A 17,736-nucleotide genomic window follows, 5' to 3' on the forward strand; every position below is an offset into this window, starting at 1 on the left:
GGAATCAGGCTTCTCATGGGCGAACTGGCCAAAGAAATCCTCCCGGTCAATATCGAAGACGAACTGAGACAGTCTTACCTCGACTACGCGATGAGCGTGATTGTCGGGCGAGCGCTGCCCGATGCGCGTGACGGCTTGAAGCCCGTGCATCGCCGCGTTCTCTATGCGATGAGCGAACTGGGCAACGACTGGAACAAGCCGTACAAGAAATCCGCCCGTGTGGTCGGTGACGTGATCGGTAAGTACCACCCGCACGGCGACACTGCGGTCTACGACACCATCGTGCGTATGGCCCAGCCGTTCTCGTTGCGCTACCTGCTGGTCGACGGCCAGGGCAACTTCGGTTCGGTGGACGGCGACAACGCTGCCGCCATGCGATACACCGAAGTGCGCATGACCAAGCTGGCCCACGAGCTGCTGGCCGACCTGCACAAGGAAACCGTCGACTGGGTGCCCAACTACGACGGCACCGAGCAGATCCCGGCGGTCATGCCGACGCGTATTCCCAACCTGCTGGTCAACGGCTCCAGCGGTATTGCCGTGGGCATGGCGACCAATATTCCGCCGCACAACCTCGGTGAGGTCATCGATGGCTGCCTGGCGCTCATCGACAACCCGGAAGTCACCATCGATGAACTGATGCAGTTCATCCCTGGCCCGGACTTCCCGACTGCCGGCATCATCAACGGTCGCCAGGGCATCATCGAGGCCTATCGCACCGGCCGTGGCCGCATCTACATGCGCGCCCGCTCCGAGATCGAAGACATCGACAAGGTTGGCGGCCGCCAGCAGATCGTGATCACCGAGCTGCCGTACCAGCTGAACAAGGCGCGCCTGATCGAAAAGATCGCCGAGCTGGTCAAAGAGAAGAAGATCGAAGGCATCACCGAGCTGCGCGACGAGTCCGACAAGGACGGCATGCGCATCGTCATCGAGCTGCGTCGCGGCGAGGTGCCGGAGGTAGTGCTCAACAACCTCTACCAGCAAACCCAGCTGCAGAGCGTATTCGGCATCAACGTGGTGGCCCTGGTCGACGGCCGTCCGCGCCTGCTCAACCTCAAGGACCTGCTCGAAGCGTTCGTCCGCCACCGCCGTGAAGTGGTGACCCGTCGTACTGTATTCGAGCTGCGCAAGGCCCGTGAACGCGGCCATATCCTTGAAGGCCAGGCGGTCGCGCTGTCCAACATCGACCCGGTCATTGCCCTGATCAAGGCCTCGCCGACGCCGTCCGAAGCCAAGGAAGCCCTGGTTTCGACACCGTGGGAATCCAGTGCCGTGCAGGTCATGGTCGAGCGTGCCGGCGCCGACGCCTGCCGCCCTGAGGACCTGCCGGAGCAGTACGGCCTGCATGACGGCAAGTACTTCCTGTCGCCGGAACAGGCCCAGGCCATTCTCGACCTGCGCCTGCACCGCCTGACCGGCCTGGAGCACGAGAAACTGCTGGCCGAGTACCAGGAAATCCTCGAGCAGATCGGCGAGTTGATCCGCATCCTCAGCAGCGCCGAGCGCCTGATGGAAGTAATTCGCGAGGAGCTGGAGGCCATCCGTGCCGAGTACGGCGATGTGCGCCGCACCGAAATCCTCAATGCCAGCCACGACCTCAACTACGGCGACATGATCCCGGAAGAAGAGCGCGTGGTCACCATCTCCCATGGTGGTTATGCCAAGACCCAGCCATTGTCCGCCTACCAGGCCCAGCGCCGCGGCGGCAAAGGCAAGTCGGCGACCGGCGTGAAGGACGAGGACTACATCGAGCACCTGCTGGTCGCCAACAGCCATGCCACCCTGTTGCTGTTCTCCAGCAAGGGCAAGGTGTACTGGAAGAAGACCTACGAAATCCCCGAAGCGTCCCGCGCTGCCCGCGGTCGTCCGCTGGTCAACCTGCTGCCGCTGGAGGAGGGTGAGCGCATCACCGCCATGCTGCAGATCGACCTCGAAGCGCTGCAGCAGAACGCCGACCTCGACGAAGAACTGGACGAGGCTGATGACACCGTGCTCGAGGGTGAGCTGGTGGAGGCCGAGGAAGTCGACGAAGAAGACGGCGACACCCCGGAGTGGGTTGCAGAGCCGACCGGCGCGTACATCTTCATGGCGACCGCTTCCGGTACCGTCAAGAAGACCCCGCTGGTGCAGTTCGCCCGTCCGCGCTCCAACGGCCTGATCGCCCTGAAGCTGAAGGAAGGCGACACTCTGATTGCCGCGGCCATCACCGATGGCGCCAAGGAAGTCATGATGTTCTCCGACGCTGGCAAGGTCATTCGCTTTGCCGAGAGCGTCGTGCGTGAAATGGGTCGCAACGCCCGTGGTGTTCGCGGCATGAAACTGGGCAAAGGCCAGCGGATCATCTCGATGCTGATCCCGGAGTCCGGCTCGCAGATCCTCACCGCCTCTGAGCGTGGCTTTGGCAAGCGCACCCCGCTGTCCAAGTTCCCGCGTCGCGGCCGTGGTGGCCAGGGTGTGATCGCCATGGGTACCAAAGGGCGCAACGGCCTGCTGATTGGGGCTATCCAGGTGCAGGAAGGCGAGGAGATCATGCTGATTTCCGACCAGGGCACGCTGGTTCGCACCCGGGTTGGCGAGGTGTCCAGCCTGAGCCGCAACACCCAGGGTGTTACGCTGATCAAGCTGGCGGCCGATGAGACACTGGTGGGCCTGGAGCGTATCCAGGAGCCATCCGAGGACGAGCTCGATGAAGTGATCGAGGCGGACGAGGAGGGTGTCGAAGCCGAAGCGCCAGACGAAGCTGCAGGCGCCGAAGAGGCCCCGCAAGAGTAATCAAGCGTGAAACCCGAACGGGGCGACCAAGGTCGCCCCGTTTGACTGATAACAGCTGGCAAAGCCCGGCCTTGTGGGAGCGGGCATGCCCGCGAAGCAGACACTGCGGTAGATGGCACCGGCTTTGCCGGTGTTCGCGGGCTCGCCCGCTCCCACAGGGTCGCTGCTAACCCATTTGATAGTTTTTGTTCTATTTGGCAGAGCGAGAGTGGATGTGAGCAAACGAGCCTTTAACTTCTGCGCAGGCCCTGCCGCGCTTCCTGACGCTGTCCTGCAGCGCGCGCAGGCCGAGATGCTGGACTGGCGTGGCAAGGGGTTGTCGGTGATGGAAATGAGCCATCGCAGCGACGATTACGTGGCCATCGCCGAAAAGGCCGAGCAGGACCTGCGTGACCTGCTGTCCGTCCCCTCCAATTACAAGGTGCTGTTCCTGCAAGGGGGCGCCAGCCAGCAGTTCGCTGAAATCCCGCTGAACCTGCTGCCGGAAAACGGCACGGCCGATTACATCGAAACCGGTATCTGGTCGAAAAAGGCCATCGAGGAGGCGCGCCGTTTCGGCAACGTCAACGTCGCCGCCACTGCCAAGCCTTACGACTACCTGGCCATCCCCGGCCAGAACGAGTGGAACCTGACCAAAAACGCTGCCTACGTGCACTATGCGTCCAACGAGACCATCGGTGGCCTGCAGTTTGACTGGGTGCCGCAAACCGGTGACGTGCCGTTGGTGGTCGATATGTCGTCCGACATCCTCTCGCGCCCGATCGATGTGTCGCAGTTCGGCCTGATCTACGCCGGCGCGCAGAAGAATATCGGCCCAAGCGGCCTGGTGGTGGTGATCGTGCGCGAAGACCTGCTGGGTCATGCCCGCAGCAGCTGCCCAACCATGCTCGACTACAAGGTTTCGGCTGACAACGGGTCGATGTACAACACCCCGGCCACCTACTCCTGGTACCTCTCTGGCCTGGTCTTCGAGTGGCTGAAAGAGCAGGGCGGTGTTGAGGCCATGGAGCAGCGCAACCGTGCCAAGAAAGACCGCCTTTACGGGTTCATCGACCGCAGCGAGTTCTATACCAACCCGATCAGCGTCAACGCCCGTTCGTGGATGAACGTGCCGTTCCGCCTGGCTGACGAGCGCCTGGACAAGGCCTTCCTCGCTGGCGCCGATGCGCGTGGCCTGCTCAACCTCAAGGGCCACCGTTCGGTGGGCGGCATGCGCGCCTCCATCTACAACGCCTTAGGCCTGGAAGCGGTAGAAGCGCTGGTAGGCTACATGGCTGAATTCGAGAAGGAGCATGGCTGACATGTCCGAACAGGAGCTCAAGGCGCTGCGCGTGCGCATCGACAGCCTCGACGAGAAAATCCTCGAGCTGATCAGCGACCGCGCCCGCTGCGCCGAAGAAGTAGCCCGGGTCAAGACGGCCTCGCTGAAAGAGGGCGAGAAGCCGGTGTTCTACCGTCCCGAGCGTGAAGCTGCGGTGCTCAAGCGCGTGATGGAACGCAACAAGGGGCCGCTGGGCAACGAAGAGATGGCGCGGCTGTTCCGCGAAATCATGTCGTCGTGCCTGGCCCTGGAAGAGCCGCTGAAAATCGCCTACCTCGGCCCTGAAGGCACCTTCACCCAGGCGGCGGCCATGAAGCACTTCGGCCACGCGGTGATCAGTCGGCCGATGGCGGCCATCGACGAAGTGTTCCGTGAAGTGGCGGCCGGTGCCGTCAACTTCGGTGTGGTGCCGGTGGAAAACTCCACTGAAGGTGCGGTCAGCCACACCTTGGACAGCTTCCTCGAGCATGACATGGTGATTTGCGGTGAAGTCGAGCTGCGTATCCACCACCACCTGCTGGTGGGCGAGAACACCAAGACCGACAGCATCACCCGCATCTATTCCCACGCCCAGTCGCTGGCCCAGTGCCGAAAATGGCTGGACGCGCACTACCCGAACGTGGAACGCGTGGCCGTATCGAGCAATGCCGAAGCGGCCAAGCGGGTCAAGGGTGAGTGGAATTCGGCGGCGATCGCCGGCGATATGGCGGCCAACCTGTACGGCCTGACCCGTCTGGCCGAGAAGATCGAAGACCGCCCGGACAACTCCACGCGATTCCTGATGATCGGTAGCCAGGAAGTGCCGCCGACCGGCGACGACAAGACCTCGATCATCGTTTCGATGAGCAACAAGCCAGGTGCGTTGCATGAGTTGCTGGTGCCGTTCTATCAGAACGGCATCGACCTGACCCGCATCGAGACCCGCCCGTCGCGCAGCGGCAAGTGGACCTACGTGTTCTTCATCGATTTCGTCGGTCACCACCGCGACCCGCTGATCAAGGCGGTGCTCGAGCAGATCAGCCAGGAGGCTGTGGCGCTGAAGGTGCTGGGCTCGTATCCGAAGGCGGTGCTTTGATCTGAGGTTGTTGGGGCCGCTTCGCGCCCCATTGCGACACAAGGCTGCTCTCACAGGTGTAGCGCATTGTGGGAGCGGCCTTGCGTCGCGATGGGCTGCAAAGCAGCCCCAATGGCTCTTACCGGCTGTCCAGATTTCAGAACAGGGTTCGCACCAGTGGTAAATGCAGCAAAAACCAAACCCGCACCTATCATCGACCGCCTGGTCGTGGTCGGCCTGGGCCTGATCGGCGGCTCGTTCGCCAAGGGCCTGCGTGAAAGCGGCCTGTGCCGCGAAGTGGTCGGTGTCGACCTGGACGCCCCCTCGCGCAAGCAGGCCGTGGCCCTGGGCGTGGTCGACCGCTGCGAAGAAGACCTCGCCGCCGCTTGCGTGGGCGCCGATGTCATTCAGCTGGCCGTACCGATCCTGGCCATGGAAAAAGTCCTCGCGCGCCTGGCCCAGCTCGACCTGGGTGATGCAATCATCACCGACGTCGGCAGCGCCAAGGGCAACGTCGTGCGGGAAGCGCGTGCCGTCTTCGGTGATCGCCTGCCGCGCTTCGTCCCGGGCCACCCCATTGCCGGTTCCGAGCAGAGCGGGGTAGAAGCCTCCAATGCCACCTTGTTCCGCCGGCACAAGGTCATCCTCACGCCGCTGGCCGAAACCGACCCCGCCGCGCTGGCCCTGGTTGACCGCCTGTGGCGTGCGCTGGATGCCGATGTGGAGCACATGTCGGTCGAGCGCCATGACGAAGTACTGGCCGCCACCAGCCATCTGCCACACCTGCTGGCCTTTGGCCTGGTCGACTCACTGGCCAAACGCAATGAAAACCTCGAGATCTTCCGGTACGCTGCGGGTGGATTCCGCGATTTCACAAGAATCGCCGGCAGCGATCCGACCATGTGGCATGACATCTTCCTCGCCAACCGCGACGCTGTCCTGCGCACGCTTGATACATATCGCAGCGATCTCGACGCCCTGCGCGACGCGATCGCTGAAGGGGATGGGCACCAACTGCTGGGTGTATTCACCCGCGCACGGGTTGCCCGCGAGCATTTCAGTAAAATCCTGGCCCGCCGGGCCTATGTGGACGCTATGAACGCCAACGATCTGATTTTCCAGGCCCAACCGGGTGGCCGCCTGAACGGGCGGATCCGTGTACCGGGCGACAAGTCGATTTCCCATCGCTCGATCATGCTCGGCTCGCTGGCCGAAGGTACTACCGAGGTCGAAGGCTTCCTCGAAGGCGAAGATGCGCTGGCGACCCTGCAGGCATTCCGTGACATGGGTGTGGTCATCGAAGGCCCCAACCACGGTCGTGTGACCATTCACGGCGTGGGCCTGCATGGCCTCAAGCCGCCACCTGGGCCGCTGTACGTAGGTAACTCCGGTACTTCGATGCGCCTGCTGTCGGGCCTGTTGGCCGGTCAGTCGTTCGATGTCACCATGACCGGCGACGCCTCGCTGTCCAAGCGCCCGATGAACCGTGTGGCCAACCCGCTGCGCGAAATGGGTGCTGTGGTCGAGACCGGCCCGGACGGCCGCCCACCGCTGACCATTCGCGGTGGCCACAAGCTCAAAGGGTTGACCTACACGCTGCCGATGGCTAGCGCCCAGGTCAAATCCTGCCTGCTGCTGGCCGGCCTGTACGCCGAAGGCAAGACCACTGTCACCGAACCTGCGCCTACCCGTGACCATACCGAGCGCATGTTGCGCGGTTTTGGCTATTCGGTCGACAGCAATGGCCCGGTGGCCTCGCTGCAGTCCGGTGGCAAGCTGACCGCTACCCGGATCGAAGTGCCGGCTGACATTTCCTCGGCAGCGTTCTTCCTGGTCGCAGCCTCTATCGCTGAAGGCTCCGAGCTGGTGCTGGAGCATGTCGGCATCAACCCGACCCGTACTGGCGTTATCGACATCCTGCGCCTGATGGGCGGCGACATCACCCTGGAAAACCAGCGTGAAGTGGGCGGCGAACCCGTGGCCGACCTGCGTGTGCGCGGTGCCAAGCTGAAGGGTATCGACATTCCTGAAGCGTTGGTGCCGCTGGCCATCGACGAATTCCCGGTATTGTTCGTGGCCGCTGCCTGCGCTGAAGGGCGTACCGTGCTGCGTGGTGCTGAAGAGCTGCGGGTGAAGGAGTCCGACCGCATCCAGGTGATGGCCGATGGCCTCACCACCTTGGGCATCAAGTGCGAGCCGACCCCGGACGGCATCATCATCGACGGCGGCCAGTTGGGCGGCGGCGAAGTGCATGGGCATGGTGACCACCGCATCGCCATGGCCTTCAGCGTGGCTTCGCTGCGCGCCAGTGCGCCGATTCGCATTCACGACTGCGCCAACGTCGCCACCTCGTTCCCCAACTTCCTGGCGCTGTGCGCCGAAGTGGGGATTCGCGTGGCAGAAGAGGGCAAGTCGTGAATTCAATGGCACCGGTTATCACCATCGACGGGCCAAGCGGCTCGGGCAAGGGCACGGTCGCTGGGCTGATTGCCCGCGAGCTGGGCTGGAAGCTGCTGGACTCCGGCGCGCTGTATCGCTTGCTGGCATTCAATGCCAGCAACCATGGCGTCGACCTGACCAACGAAGAGCTGCTGACCAAACTTGCCGCCCATCTGGATGTGCAGTTCATTGCTGCCGAGCCCGGTAAGCTGCAACAGATCATCCTTGAGGGTGAGGACGTCAGCAACGTCATCCGTACCGAAACCGTCGGTGCTGGTGCATCGATGGTGGCCTCGTTGCCGGCAGTGCGTGATGCGCTGCTGGTGCGTCAGCGTGAGTTCCGCGAAGTGCCGGGGCTGATTGCTGACGGTCGCGACATGGGTACCGTGGTGTTCCCGGATGCGCCATTGAAGGTCTTCCTCACCGCCAGCGCGGAGGAGCGCGCACGTCGCCGCTACCTGCAGTTGAAGGGCAAGGGTGAAGATGTTAGTCTGTCGAGTCTGCTGGATGAGATTCGTGCGCGTGATGAACGTGACACCCAACGTGCAGTGGCCCCGCTGAAGCCAGCGGCCGATGCCATTCAGTTGGACTCTACCGAGTTGTCCATCGAGCAGGTGTTGCAACGTATCAGAAGCGAGATCGCCCAGCGCGACCTTATCTGATAGCCAGGAAAGCAGGCAGGGGCACCAGTCAACGTCCTGCCGGCTTTCCTTTACTTAAAACGAACCCACATTGTCTGGAATGTGGTTATGGGCGTCTGTTTCGCCCGAATCTACAGGAATTAAAATGAGCGAAAGCTTTGCAGAACTCTTTGAAGAAAGCCTGAAAACCCTCAATCTTCAGCCGGGTGCGATCATCACCGGTATCGTTGTCGACATCGACGGCGACTGGGTTACCGTACACGCTGGCCTGAAGTCCGAGGGCGTCATCCCGCTCGAGCAGTTCTACAACGAAGCTGGCGAGCTGACCATCAAGGTCGGTGACGAAGTTCACGTTGCGCTGGACGCGGTCGAAGACGGCTTTGGCGAAACCAAGCTGTCCCGTGAAAAAGCCAAGCGCGCCGAGTGCTGGATTGTTCTGGAAGCAGCTTTCGCCGCCGAAGAAGTGGTCAAGGGCGTTATCAACGGTAAGGTTAAGGGCGGCTTCACTGTCGACGTTAACGGCATCCGTGCGTTCCTGCCGGGCTCCCTGGTTGATGTCCGCCCAGTGCGTGACACCACCCACCTGGAAGGCAAAGAGCTGGAATTCAAGGTCATCAAGCTGGACCAGAAGCGCAACAACGTTGTCGTTTCCCGTCGCAGCGTGCTGGAAGCCGAGAACAGCGCCGAGCGCGAAGCCCTGCTGGAAACCCTGCAGGAAGGCCAGCAAGTCAAAGGTATCGTCAAGAACCTCACCGACTACGGCGCATTCGTGGACCTGGGCGGTATCGACGGCCTGCTGCACATCACCGACATGGCTTGGAAGCGCATCAAGCACCCATCGGAAATCGTTAACGTTGGCGACGAAGTCGACGTACGCGTTCTGAAGTTCGACCGTGAGCGCAACCGCGTTTCGCTGGGTCTGAAGCAGATGGGCGAAGATCCGTGGGTAGCTATCACTGCCCGTTACCCAGAAGGTACTCGCGTACAGGCTCGCGTTACCAACCTGACCGACTACGGCTGCTTCGCTGAGCTGGAAGAAGGCGTTGAAGGTCTGGTACACGTTTCCGAAATGGACTGGACCAACAAGAACATCCACCCGTCGAAAGTCGTTCAGGTTGGCGACGAAGTGGAAGTCATGGTTCTGGACATCGACGAAGAGCGTCGTCGTATCTCCCTGGGCATCAAGCAGTGCAAGTCCAACCCATGGGAAGACTTCTCCGGCCAGTTCAACAAGGGTGACAAGATCACCGGTACCATCAAGTCGATCACCGACTTCGGTATCTTCATTGGTCTGGACGGCGGCATCGACGGCCTGGTTCACCTGTCCGACATCTCCTGGAACGAAACCGGCGAAGAAGCCGTGCGTCGTTTCAAGAAGGGCGACGAGCTGGAAACTGTCATCCTGTCGGTTGACCCAGAGCGCGAGCGCATCTCCCTGGGCATCAAGCAGCTGGAAGACGATCCGTTCTCCAACTTCGTTGCTGTCAATGACAAGGGCGCTATCGTCAAGGGCATCGTGAAAGAAGTTGACGCCAAAGGCGCCATCGTCACCCTGGCCGACGACATCGAAGCCACTCTGAAAGCTTCCGAAATCAGCCGTGACCGCGTTGAAGACGCGCGTAACGTTCTGAAGGAAGGCGAAGAGATCGAAGCCAAGATCATCAGCGTTGACCGCAAGTCCCGCGTTATCAGCCTGTCGATCAAATCGAAAGACGACGCTGAAGAGCGCGAAGCTATCCAGAGCCTGAAAAACGCTCCGGAAGCTGCTGCCGACACCACCATGGCTGCGCTGCTGCGCGAAGCAATGGCCAAGCAGAACTGAGTTCTGTTTGATCGGTAAAAAGGGCGACCCTCGGGTCGCCCTTTTTTATGTGTAGAGGCAATGCGCTTGCTAATGAGGAGCCTCGCTATGGTTGTTCAAACAGCTGAAGCCTTTGTCGGGGTAGAAGGCCCGATAGATAGATGTCTTTCCGATATTGCGGGCGGCTTTTGCGGGATTTCGAACAAAAGCTAGGTTATCCTGAGCGCTTGATGCTGCAGTTCCTGTCAAGAGTCGGCAGCTTATGAGTCGGGCCTGAGGATGTGGGGAGCCTAACTAAGGATGAGTACGCATTACAACCGCTCGGGCGAATCTCGGTCGCCAACAGGCGCGCAAGGCGCTAATGGCGAAGGTGGGCTATTAAAAGCAGGAGGCACGAAAACTTTGTTGGTTCGCTTTCTGTTCGCGGGGGGCATGGCAACGTTACTTCAGTACCTGACACTCTGGGTTTGCGTACATGCCTTCCAGACTTCTGCCGCGCTGGGCTCCGGTCTAGGGTATTTTTTGGGTTCAGTGCTGAACTACCTTATCAACTATTTCTTTACCTTTGGCGTTAGCGAAAAGCACACGAGGGTTGCATGGCGATTCTATGTCATGGTGTTTATCGGCTGGTCAATAAATACGGCTTGCATGGGATTGCTCGCTGATACGTTGCAGTGGAATAAATGGGTTGCGCAGATTTTGGCCACAGCTCTGTCGATGGCTTCTAATTTCTCATTATCCAAGTCTTGGGTGTTCAAGAAGAATAAATAATGAAAAAGTCAATTTCAGTGATCGTCCCTTGTTTTAATGAAGAAGCATCAATTAATCTGTTTCATGAAGAAATGACACGGGTTATCGAGCAGTTGCCCGGATATGACTGCGAAATGATATTTGTCAATGACGGTAGTACTGATGCTACTCAGAAAATTATCCAGGCGCTTGCAGAGGCAGACCCGCGTGTCAGTGGTATTTCGTTATCTCGAAACTTCGGAAAAGAAGCAGCGATGACAGCGGGACTGGATTACGCACAGGGTGATGCGGTGGCAGTTTTCGATGCAGATCTTCAGGACCAGCCATCGTTGCTAATCACTTTTGTAGAGGAGTGGGAGAACGGCTTTGACGTCGTATATGCAAAAAGGACTCATCGCGATGGGGAAAGTTGGTTAAAAAAGGCTACTGCTTCTTTGTTTTACAAATTGATGCTGAAAATTTCGAAGGTATCAATACCACAGGATACTGGTGACTGTCGTTTGATGACGCGTCGTGTGGTCGAAGCATTGCGTGAGCTGAGAGAGCATCACCGCTTCATGAAAGGGCTGTTTGCTTGGGTGGGCTACCCTTCGAAGGCCGTAGAGTATCGGCGTGATCCACGGGTTGCTGGGGTTACGAAGTTCAATTATTGGAAGCTCTGGAACTTCGCTCTTGAGGGCATTACCTCCTTCACGATTGCGCCCTTGAAAGTAGCTACCTATCTTGGCTTTCTGGTGTCGTTAATATCATTTGTCTTTGGACTGTTCATCCTGGCTAAAACGCTGATATGGGGAGATGTGGTAAAAGGTTACCCCACCATCATGGTAACCATCTTGTTCATTGGTGGTATTCAGTTATTTTTTATTGGTGTTCTCGGAGAGTATTTGGGAAGGGTGTTTGGCGAAACTAAAAATCGGCCTCTTTATTTGATTGATCAGCGTATTCCATCGCAGGTTTCCAAGGCGTTCGGAGGGGCAGATAATGCACGCTAATACACTTGGGGTGCTTTTTAAGCGAGAGAGTAATAACTTAAATCTCATCAGGTTGCTTGCGGCATTTAGCGTGATTTATGGGCACGCAAGCGCGATAACAGGTCATGGGCCTGCCGATATTTTTCTACAGGTTGTTGGCTTTAAATTTATTGGTGGCGTAGCCGTCGATGCGTTCTTTGTAATCAGTGGTTTTCTGATCACTGCCAGCGCCGCAAGTAATAATGGGATTAAGTACTACTTGGCTTCCCGGGTGCTACGGATATATCCGGCGCTTATTGTCTGTGTGAGTGTCACCGTTCTGGTTGTGGGGCCGTTGCTTACGACATCAAGTAGCTACTGGAGTGTGAGCGAGACGTGGTCTTATTTTTGGAAGAACAGTTCGCTTGCCAGCACTGTTTACAACCTTCCCGGTGTGTTCGAGAATCATTTTAATAATGCGGTCAATGGTTCCCTCTGGTCGTTATACGTAGAAATTCGGCTGTATGCAATTGTAGCGATTGTTTCGCTGGTAGGGGTGCTGGCTAATCGCGCAGTTTTCAATCTTATTTTTTGCATTGCTCTAGCAGTCGGTTTCTTCGATCCCGAAGCTTGGTCATTCATATTTGCCTTTGAAAACCACTTGCATGTGGCGCTGATGTTCATGATCGGTAGCTTCGCCTGGGTTAACAGGGATACTCTTACGTTGAGCCCGTGGGTCCTGATGGTATTGCTATTCTCCGCTGCCGCGACACATGGGACACCCACCTTTGGTTTCGTCTATAACTTACTACTGCCTTACATAGTATTTAGCCTTGCCTTTTGTCCGGGTGGAAAATGGTTCAATAAGTTCAGCGACTACTCCTATGGTGTGTATCTTTATGGCTGGCTGTCTCAACAGTTGATCATGTCGCTGTATCCGGATGCCAGTAATATGAAGCATACGATGCTCAGTTGTTTTTTGGCATTTTTGTTTGCATTTGCATCTTGGCATTTTGTGGAAAAACCAGCAATGCGTTTGAGGATGTATTTCAAGCGTCCTGCCCCCGTTGGAGAGCGCGCTAAGTATGCTTAATGGCCAAGATAAAGTTCGTGACGAGTATGCTTTGAAGTCTATCAAGGCATTTTTCATAATTCTGGTTTTTGGATTGGTGACTACGGTTTTGCTGGTCGCAAACCCAGGCTATTTTAGCCATGATGAGCTTCAAAAATTGGATCATGTCATAAGGTACGGGTTCGAAAGCTACCTGCGCGCGTACCTGCCGATTCACGATACGTCGGCGTTCGGTGCACCTGTTCGGCCCGTTTCCTTCTTTGTGCAGGGGGTGCTGGCGCTGTTCATGGAGCACTATCCGGTTGTGGTGCATCTTTCAGCGATTCTGACGCATGCAGTAATAGGCTTTCTGTTCTATCTGGTTATGTGCAGATTCACTAGCAACCATCGTCTCGCGCTATTGGCATCTCTGATTTTTATCATAAACCCGTTGGTCATGATGTCGACTGGCTGGTCTGCAGCGCTCATGGATCGATGGTATGTGCTTTTTGGATTGGCGGCCTTATTGGTTGCTGAGAAATACATACGTCAGTCCGATAGTTCGCCGCTGTTACTGCTATTGCTGTTCCTGTTCTCCGCCTTGGCCATACTGTCCAAAGAAACGGCAATGATCTTACCAGGTCTCCTGCTGTTGCTTGTGGCAAGTGACATTTCGGTGCTTAAAGTAAAAAGATTCTGGGTGGCCGGTGTCACATGGGCTCTGCCAATCATGATATTCCTAGGGTTCAGGCTCAGGGCGATTATTGGCTCCTTTGGGAATCCGCAGGTTGCTGATTACAAGGCGTCAATCGTCAATATTCCGGATAATCTTCTGGTCTACAGTGCCTACCCATTCGCATATGGGTTGAATGAGGCGAATGGTTGGGTTTTCCTCACCGTTACTGCTATTGCCCTGGCGCTTGTCGTTCACGCATTGGTGGTTGTTCTCTTGGGAATGACATACGGCGTAAAGTCGGTGCTGACTTACGTTGTGATGTATTTCCTGTTCCTGGCACCTGTACTACTCATTCCTATCAAGGGTGCGCATTATCTGTACGGTTCTTCACTGGTGCTGAGTGCCGCTTTGGCCGCTATTTTCTACGGTAGATCGCGAACCCTGTTTGTGGGAAGGGTTTTCGTTATTATTGCGTTGCTCATGTTGTGCCTCCATTCGTTCAACATCCAGAAATTTATCTACGATGAAGGCCGTTGCATGAGCAGGGCGATGACGTCAACGGAGGCGCTGTATCTGTCCAATGGTAAGCCTGGCGCTGTTGATTTTCAGGCTGAGCCCGGGGCTCCAGGTTATGTATTGCAGAAGATCAACACTGGGCGGGAGCAGATTGCTCACTGGGCACCTGTGAAGTTGACGGTTAGCAATTGGGGTGACACGCCACCTGAAGGTTCGTTGTCTTTGGGGATGACGGCAACATGCCTGGTGTATAGAAAATAACGCCGACGGGTCGCGCAAAATTTAGGTCTTGCGATTCGCGGCCCGTGTTCGTCGTTCAATAGGTCCTCTGCCCGGATAGCGATGTCAGGGCAGGGGTAGCTGTTGCGTTATCCCTTGTCGAACGGGGAGGTCTGCTGGCAAGAGAGTGAAATGTAGCGACAGACAGCCTCGCGTGATCGGGCAATGAGTTCCCGGTACTCCATGGGTGGAGGCTGATCGGCTGGTAGAGGTTTGTCCATCAGGTAAATGCGGATCGCGCTGTAGCTCGACGAGCACTCTTGCGAGAGCTGTTGGCATCGTTCGAAAAAATCAGCTTCATCCATTACAGCCACCTCCATGGGCCGGCCCCATGCCGGCCTTTCTGATTACACCGTTGCGAAGTGGATTTCAATAGCTATCTATGCGTTTTCCCCGTGGGCCGCAGGGTACAAGGGTGATATGAGGAGGCTACCCGATCAGCGGTAGCCGGGGGCGCGGTGCATGAATTTTTTTCGTCAGATCAATCTCGAAATTTCTTCTTAAGTCAAGAACTGCCCTGTTCAAATCCTTCCGAGCGTGCTAAAACCTGATTAAGCAATGATCTAGCTGCTTGATAACGAAGGGAAAATCATGACGAAGTCGGAGCTGATCGAACGTATTGTCACCCATCAGGGCTTGCTTTCGTCCAAGGACGTTGAGCTGGCCATCAAGACCATGCTTGAACAGATGTCTCAATGTCTGGCCACCGGTGATCGCATAGAGATCCGTGGTTTTGGCAGCTTTTCACTGCACTATCGCGCCCCCCGCGTCGGGCGAAACCCCAAGACAGGCCAGTCAGTAGAGCTCGAAGGTAAGTTCGTGCCCCATTTTAAACCGGGTAAGGAGTTGCGGGATCGAGTCAACGAAGAAGAGGACGCTCACCCATGAGCGGCAAAGGAGCAGAATGATGCGTAATATTAAGCGCGCTTTGGTTGCCTTGTTCGTCTTGCTGTTGGCGGCGTTGGTACTGTTCTTCGTGTTGGAAAATCAGCAGGCAGTGCAGTTGACGTTTTTGGGGGAGGTAACTCCAGAGATGCCGGTTGCGCTCCCTGTGTTGGCGGCTCTGATCATAGGTCTGGCCATAGGTCCTTTGTTGGGGGCCTACAGTGTTCAGCGCAGCAAGCGAAAAATTCGTACGTCCTTAAGTCGCACGGCTTGATTGATTAAAAATAGAGAAATTTCCTTCATTAGTCTCAGAAATGCTTGCCTGCGCTCCAATCGCTCGAAGTGGAGAAATACACATTTCCTCATTCGATCACTGCGAGCGTGAGCTTCATGCAATACCCTAGCCTCTCCCACCATGGTGGCATTAAAAGTGTCACCGGCTCCTGTCATCAGCTTCATCTCGATCCGGAAACCAGCGTGCTGGTCGATTGTGGCCTTGAACAGGGTCGCGAGTTTGATATGGGGGCGGCATTCGCCACCCTGAATTTTGATGTCGGCGGTATTCAAGCGTTGCTCGTAACTCATGCACACCTCGATCATGTGGGGCGTATCCCAGCGCTGCTGGCTGCAGGGTTTCGAGGGCCAATCCTGTGCAGCGAGCCAACCGCTGCGCTTTTGCCCCTTGTGCTGGAAGACGCTTACAAGGTTGGTGTCAAGGCGGGCCCCATTGAGGTTGAGCGCTACATGGCGCTGTTGCATCGCTTGATTACGCCTCTGCCGTTCGAACGCTGGCATCAATTGGTCGAAACCCATGCGCTTAGCTGTTCCATTCGCCTGCAGCGTGCTGGTCATCTGCTTGGGTCTGCGTATATAGAGTGTGATGTCAGTTACCCGGCGAACGGTATTTCGACACGTATAGTCTTCTCAGGTGATCTGGGTGCGCCAGGTAATTCGCTTCTGCAGGATGTGCGCCCACCTGAACGTGCGGACGTCCTGGTGTTGGAGAGTACCTACGGAGATCGGTTGCACCCTGAGTGCAAGGGGCGTCAAGCGCAGCTGGAGTCGGTTATTGATCATGCGTTGCTTGATGGCGGCACGGTTCTGATACCTGCATTCAGCTTGGGGCGAACGCAGGAGTTGCTTTGCGAGTTGGAGGACATCCTTCATCGCAGGCAATTGCTAAAGGCCCGCCGTGCAGGCGAGGACGCGGAGCAGTTGCAGACCATGGACTGGTCAGAATTGCCGGTAATTCTTGATTCACCTCTTGCCAAGCGCATTACCCGTGCGTATCTGACTTTGCATGAGTATTGGGGGGCAGAGGCCAGGCAGCGATTGAGCGAGGGTAGGGCGCCGCTTGGGTTCGGTCAACTTATCTGCGTCGATAGCCATACAGATCATCAAAGAGTGGTCAATTACCTGAAAAGCACAAGGCGACCGGCCATTGTCATTGCAGGTAACGGCATGTGTTCAGGTGGGCGTATCGTCAATTATCTGAAGGCCATGTTGGGTGATCCGCGCCATGAGGTCGTGTTTGTCGGATATCAGGCAAAGGGTACGCCCGGTGCTGTGATTCAGGCCAGCGAAGGTGCTGAAGGGTTTGTGCAGATTGATCTGGATGGCGAAATGCATGAGATACGAGCAAAGATAACCAGCTTAAACGGGTATTCGTCTCATGCGGATCAGCAAGGGCTTTTGCAGTTTGCGGCCGGGGAATTGACTGTATCCCGGGAGATTATTCTGGTACATGGTGAGCGCAGAGCGAAGGCTGCCTTGGCCGATAGGTTGCGCAAGCGTTATGGCGAAAAGCAAAAAAAAATATGTATAAAGATTCCACAATGATCAGCCCCCAGCGACAGGCCTGGTCCTCTCATTCGAAAATGTTCGAATGCAATGCATTTCAATCAGGCGTACCCGCATGATGATGAGCGTGTTAGACTGACTGGAGTAGCTGCGTGGACATTTCGCATGTTTCAAGTTTTTGGAATGACCTCAGTGTATAAGCTTTCTATTTTATAAATCTGGTATTGAGCGATGAAGGTAACCCGAACTGATTTGTCTGATGTGTTGATACTTGAACCGAACTTTTATGAGGATGAGCGTGGTTGGTTCGTCGAAAGTTTCAATGAGCGTGTATTTCAGGCTACGCTGAGCGAGCTGGGCATCAAGGCACCCCGCCTGGTACAGGATAACAGGTCTTGTTCCAGGAAGGGTGTGCTACGTGGATTGCATTACCAGCGCTCCCCCCACCCGCAGGATAAGCTGGTCAGCGTCACTCAGGGTGCCATTTTCGATGTGGCCGTTGATATTAGGAAAGAGTCAGCAACATTTGGCAAATGGGTAGGGGTGGAGCTAAGTGCCAAGAATGGGCGGATGCTGTGGGTTCCAGCTGGCTTCGCTCATGGCTTCTTGGCACTGGAAGAAGGTACCCAGGTGCTTTACAAGGTCAGTGATTATTACGCGCGCGATTGTGAGGGTAGTGTGAATTGGGCAGATCCGAAAATTGCGATAGCGTGGCCGCGTCTTGATCGGGATTTGATTGTGAGCGCAAAGGATAAAGAGGCACCGTACTTGGCAGCTGCCGTCCTTGAATAAGTTTTT

The 17,736-nt window shown here is 56.7% G+C and carries 14 protein-coding genes; all 14 read left to right on the top strand.

Annotated elements, in window-relative coordinates:
• Nucleotides 1-15: 15 nt before the first annotated feature.
• The 14 genes from gyrA (at nucleotide 16) to rfbC (ending at nucleotide 17,730) form a co-directional block, all read left to right on the top strand.
• The gene (gene gyrA / locus ACK59Z_RS12775) at nucleotides 16-2,775 is read left to right on the top strand and encodes a DNA gyrase subunit A (protein ID WP_012053386.1); all 2,760 of its coding nucleotides are present in this window, start codon (nucleotides 16-18) and stop codon (nucleotides 2,773-2,775) included.
• A gap of 214 nt (nucleotides 2,776-2,989) precedes the next feature.
• Nucleotides 2,990-4,075 carry a 3-phosphoserine/phosphohydroxythreonine transaminase gene (serC, locus tag ACK59Z_RS12780; protein ID WP_010952806.1) on the top strand — a complete coding sequence of 362 codons (1,086 nt, stop codon included), beginning with the start codon at nucleotides 2,990-2,992 and terminating at the stop codon, nucleotides 4,073-4,075.
• 1 nt (nucleotide 4,076) lies between these two features.
• Nucleotides 4,077-5,171, top strand: a complete 1,095-nt coding sequence (gene pheA, locus ACK59Z_RS12785; protein ID WP_004575796.1) for a prephenate dehydratase — start codon at nucleotides 4,077-4,079, stop codon at nucleotides 5,169-5,171.
• Nucleotides 5,172-5,360: 189 nt separating this feature from the next.
• Nucleotides 5,361-7,568 (top strand): bifunctional prephenate dehydrogenase/3-phosphoshikimate 1-carboxyvinyltransferase, encoded by a 2,208-nt coding sequence (locus tag ACK59Z_RS12790; protein ID WP_047605316.1) that lies wholly within the window; start codon nucleotides 5,361-5,363, stop codon nucleotides 7,566-7,568.
• Between the two features lie 5 nt (nucleotides 7,569-7,573).
• Nucleotides 7,574-8,251, top strand: a complete 678-nt coding sequence (gene cmk / locus ACK59Z_RS12795) for a (d)CMP kinase (RefSeq protein WP_003252672.1) — start codon at nucleotides 7,574-7,576, stop codon at nucleotides 8,249-8,251.
• 124 nt (nucleotides 8,252-8,375) lie between these two features.
• A complete protein-coding gene (rpsA, locus tag ACK59Z_RS12800; protein ID WP_003252673.1) occupies nucleotides 8,376-10,052 on the top strand; it encodes a 30S ribosomal protein S1 in 1,677 nt (558 codons plus the stop codon).
• 279 nt (nucleotides 10,053-10,331) lie between these two features.
• A complete protein-coding gene (locus tag ACK59Z_RS12805) occupies nucleotides 10,332-10,802 on the top strand; it encodes a GtrA family protein (RefSeq protein ID WP_108190299.1) in 471 nt (156 codons plus the stop codon).
• Complete coding sequence (locus tag ACK59Z_RS12810; RefSeq protein ID WP_108190300.1) at nucleotides 10,802-11,773, top strand: glycosyltransferase family 2 protein; 972 nt, start codon at nucleotides 10,802-10,804, stop codon at nucleotides 11,771-11,773. The genes ACK59Z_RS12805 and ACK59Z_RS12810 overlap by 1 nt, the downstream gene beginning before the upstream one ends.
• The gene (locus tag ACK59Z_RS12815) at nucleotides 11,763-12,824 is read left to right on the top strand and encodes an acyltransferase (RefSeq protein WP_108190301.1); all 1,062 of its coding nucleotides are present in this window, start codon (nucleotides 11,763-11,765) and stop codon (nucleotides 12,822-12,824) included. Before ACK59Z_RS12810 ends, ACK59Z_RS12815 begins: the two co-directional genes overlap by 11 nt.
• Nucleotides 12,817-14,235, top strand: coding sequence for a hypothetical protein (locus ACK59Z_RS12820; protein ID WP_108190302.1), 1,419 nt, complete (start codon nucleotides 12,817-12,819; stop codon nucleotides 14,233-14,235). The genes ACK59Z_RS12815 and ACK59Z_RS12820 overlap by 8 nt, the downstream gene beginning before the upstream one ends.
• A gap of 609 nt (nucleotides 14,236-14,844) precedes the next feature.
• Nucleotides 14,845-15,141, top strand: coding sequence for an integration host factor subunit beta (gene ihfB / locus ACK59Z_RS12825; protein WP_108190304.1), 297 nt, complete (start codon nucleotides 14,845-14,847; stop codon nucleotides 15,139-15,141).
• 19 nt (nucleotides 15,142-15,160) lie between these two features.
• On the top strand, nucleotides 15,161-15,412 hold the full coding sequence (locus ACK59Z_RS12830) for a LapA family protein (RefSeq protein ID WP_108190305.1): 252 nt from the start codon (nucleotides 15,161-15,163) through the stop codon (nucleotides 15,410-15,412).
• 116 nt (nucleotides 15,413-15,528) lie between these two features.
• Nucleotides 15,529-16,977: an MBL fold metallo-hydrolase RNA specificity domain-containing protein gene (locus ACK59Z_RS12835; RefSeq protein WP_108190317.1), complete on the top strand. Its 1,449-nt coding sequence runs from the start codon at nucleotides 15,529-15,531 to the stop codon at nucleotides 16,975-16,977.
• Between the two features lie 192 nt (nucleotides 16,978-17,169).
• Complete coding sequence (rfbC, locus tag ACK59Z_RS12840) at nucleotides 17,170-17,730, top strand: dTDP-4-dehydrorhamnose 3,5-epimerase (protein WP_108190306.1); 561 nt, start codon at nucleotides 17,170-17,172, stop codon at nucleotides 17,728-17,730.
• Nucleotides 17,731-17,736: the final 6 nt, after the last annotated feature.

This window comes from Pseudomonas sp. KCJK9058, from assembly GCF_046230975.1.
GTDB lineage: Bacteria > Pseudomonadota > Gammaproteobacteria > Pseudomonadales > Pseudomonadaceae > Aquipseudomonas > Aquipseudomonas alloputida.

What these genes read in the sequence shown, in the direction of transcription:
- gyrA (WP_012053386.1), top strand. Translation starts at nt 16, where the DNA reads ATGGGCGAACTGGCCAAAGAAATCCTCCCGGTCAATATCGAAGACGAA.
- pheA (WP_004575796.1), top strand. Translation starts at nt 4,077, where the DNA reads ATGTCCGAACAGGAGCTCAAGGCGCTGCGCGTGCGCATCGACAGCCTC.
- cmk (WP_003252672.1), top strand. Translation starts at nt 7,574, where the DNA reads ATGGCACCGGTTATCACCATCGACGGGCCAAGCGGCTCGGGCAAGGGC.
- rpsA (WP_003252673.1), top strand. Translation starts at nt 8,376, where the DNA reads ATGAGCGAAAGCTTTGCAGAACTCTTTGAAGAAAGCCTGAAAACCCTC.
- ACK59Z_RS12805 (WP_108190299.1), top strand. Translation starts at nt 10,332, where the DNA reads ATGAGTACGCATTACAACCGCTCGGGCGAATCTCGGTCGCCAACAGGC.
- ACK59Z_RS12810 (WP_108190300.1), top strand. Translation starts at nt 10,802, where the DNA reads ATGAAAAAGTCAATTTCAGTGATCGTCCCTTGTTTTAATGAAGAAGCA.
- ACK59Z_RS12815 (WP_108190301.1), top strand. Translation starts at nt 11,763, where the DNA reads ATGCACGCTAATACACTTGGGGTGCTTTTTAAGCGAGAGAGTAATAAC.
- ACK59Z_RS12820 (WP_108190302.1), top strand. Translation starts at nt 12,817, where the DNA reads ATGCTTAATGGCCAAGATAAAGTTCGTGACGAGTATGCTTTGAAGTCT.
- ihfB (WP_108190304.1), top strand. Translation starts at nt 14,845, where the DNA reads ATGACGAAGTCGGAGCTGATCGAACGTATTGTCACCCATCAGGGCTTG.
- ACK59Z_RS12830 (WP_108190305.1), top strand. Translation starts at nt 15,161, where the DNA reads ATGCGTAATATTAAGCGCGCTTTGGTTGCCTTGTTCGTCTTGCTGTTG.
- ACK59Z_RS12835 (WP_108190317.1), top strand. Translation starts at nt 15,529, where the DNA reads ATGCAATACCCTAGCCTCTCCCACCATGGTGGCATTAAAAGTGTCACC.
- rfbC (WP_108190306.1), top strand. Translation starts at nt 17,170, where the DNA reads ATGAAGGTAACCCGAACTGATTTGTCTGATGTGTTGATACTTGAACCG.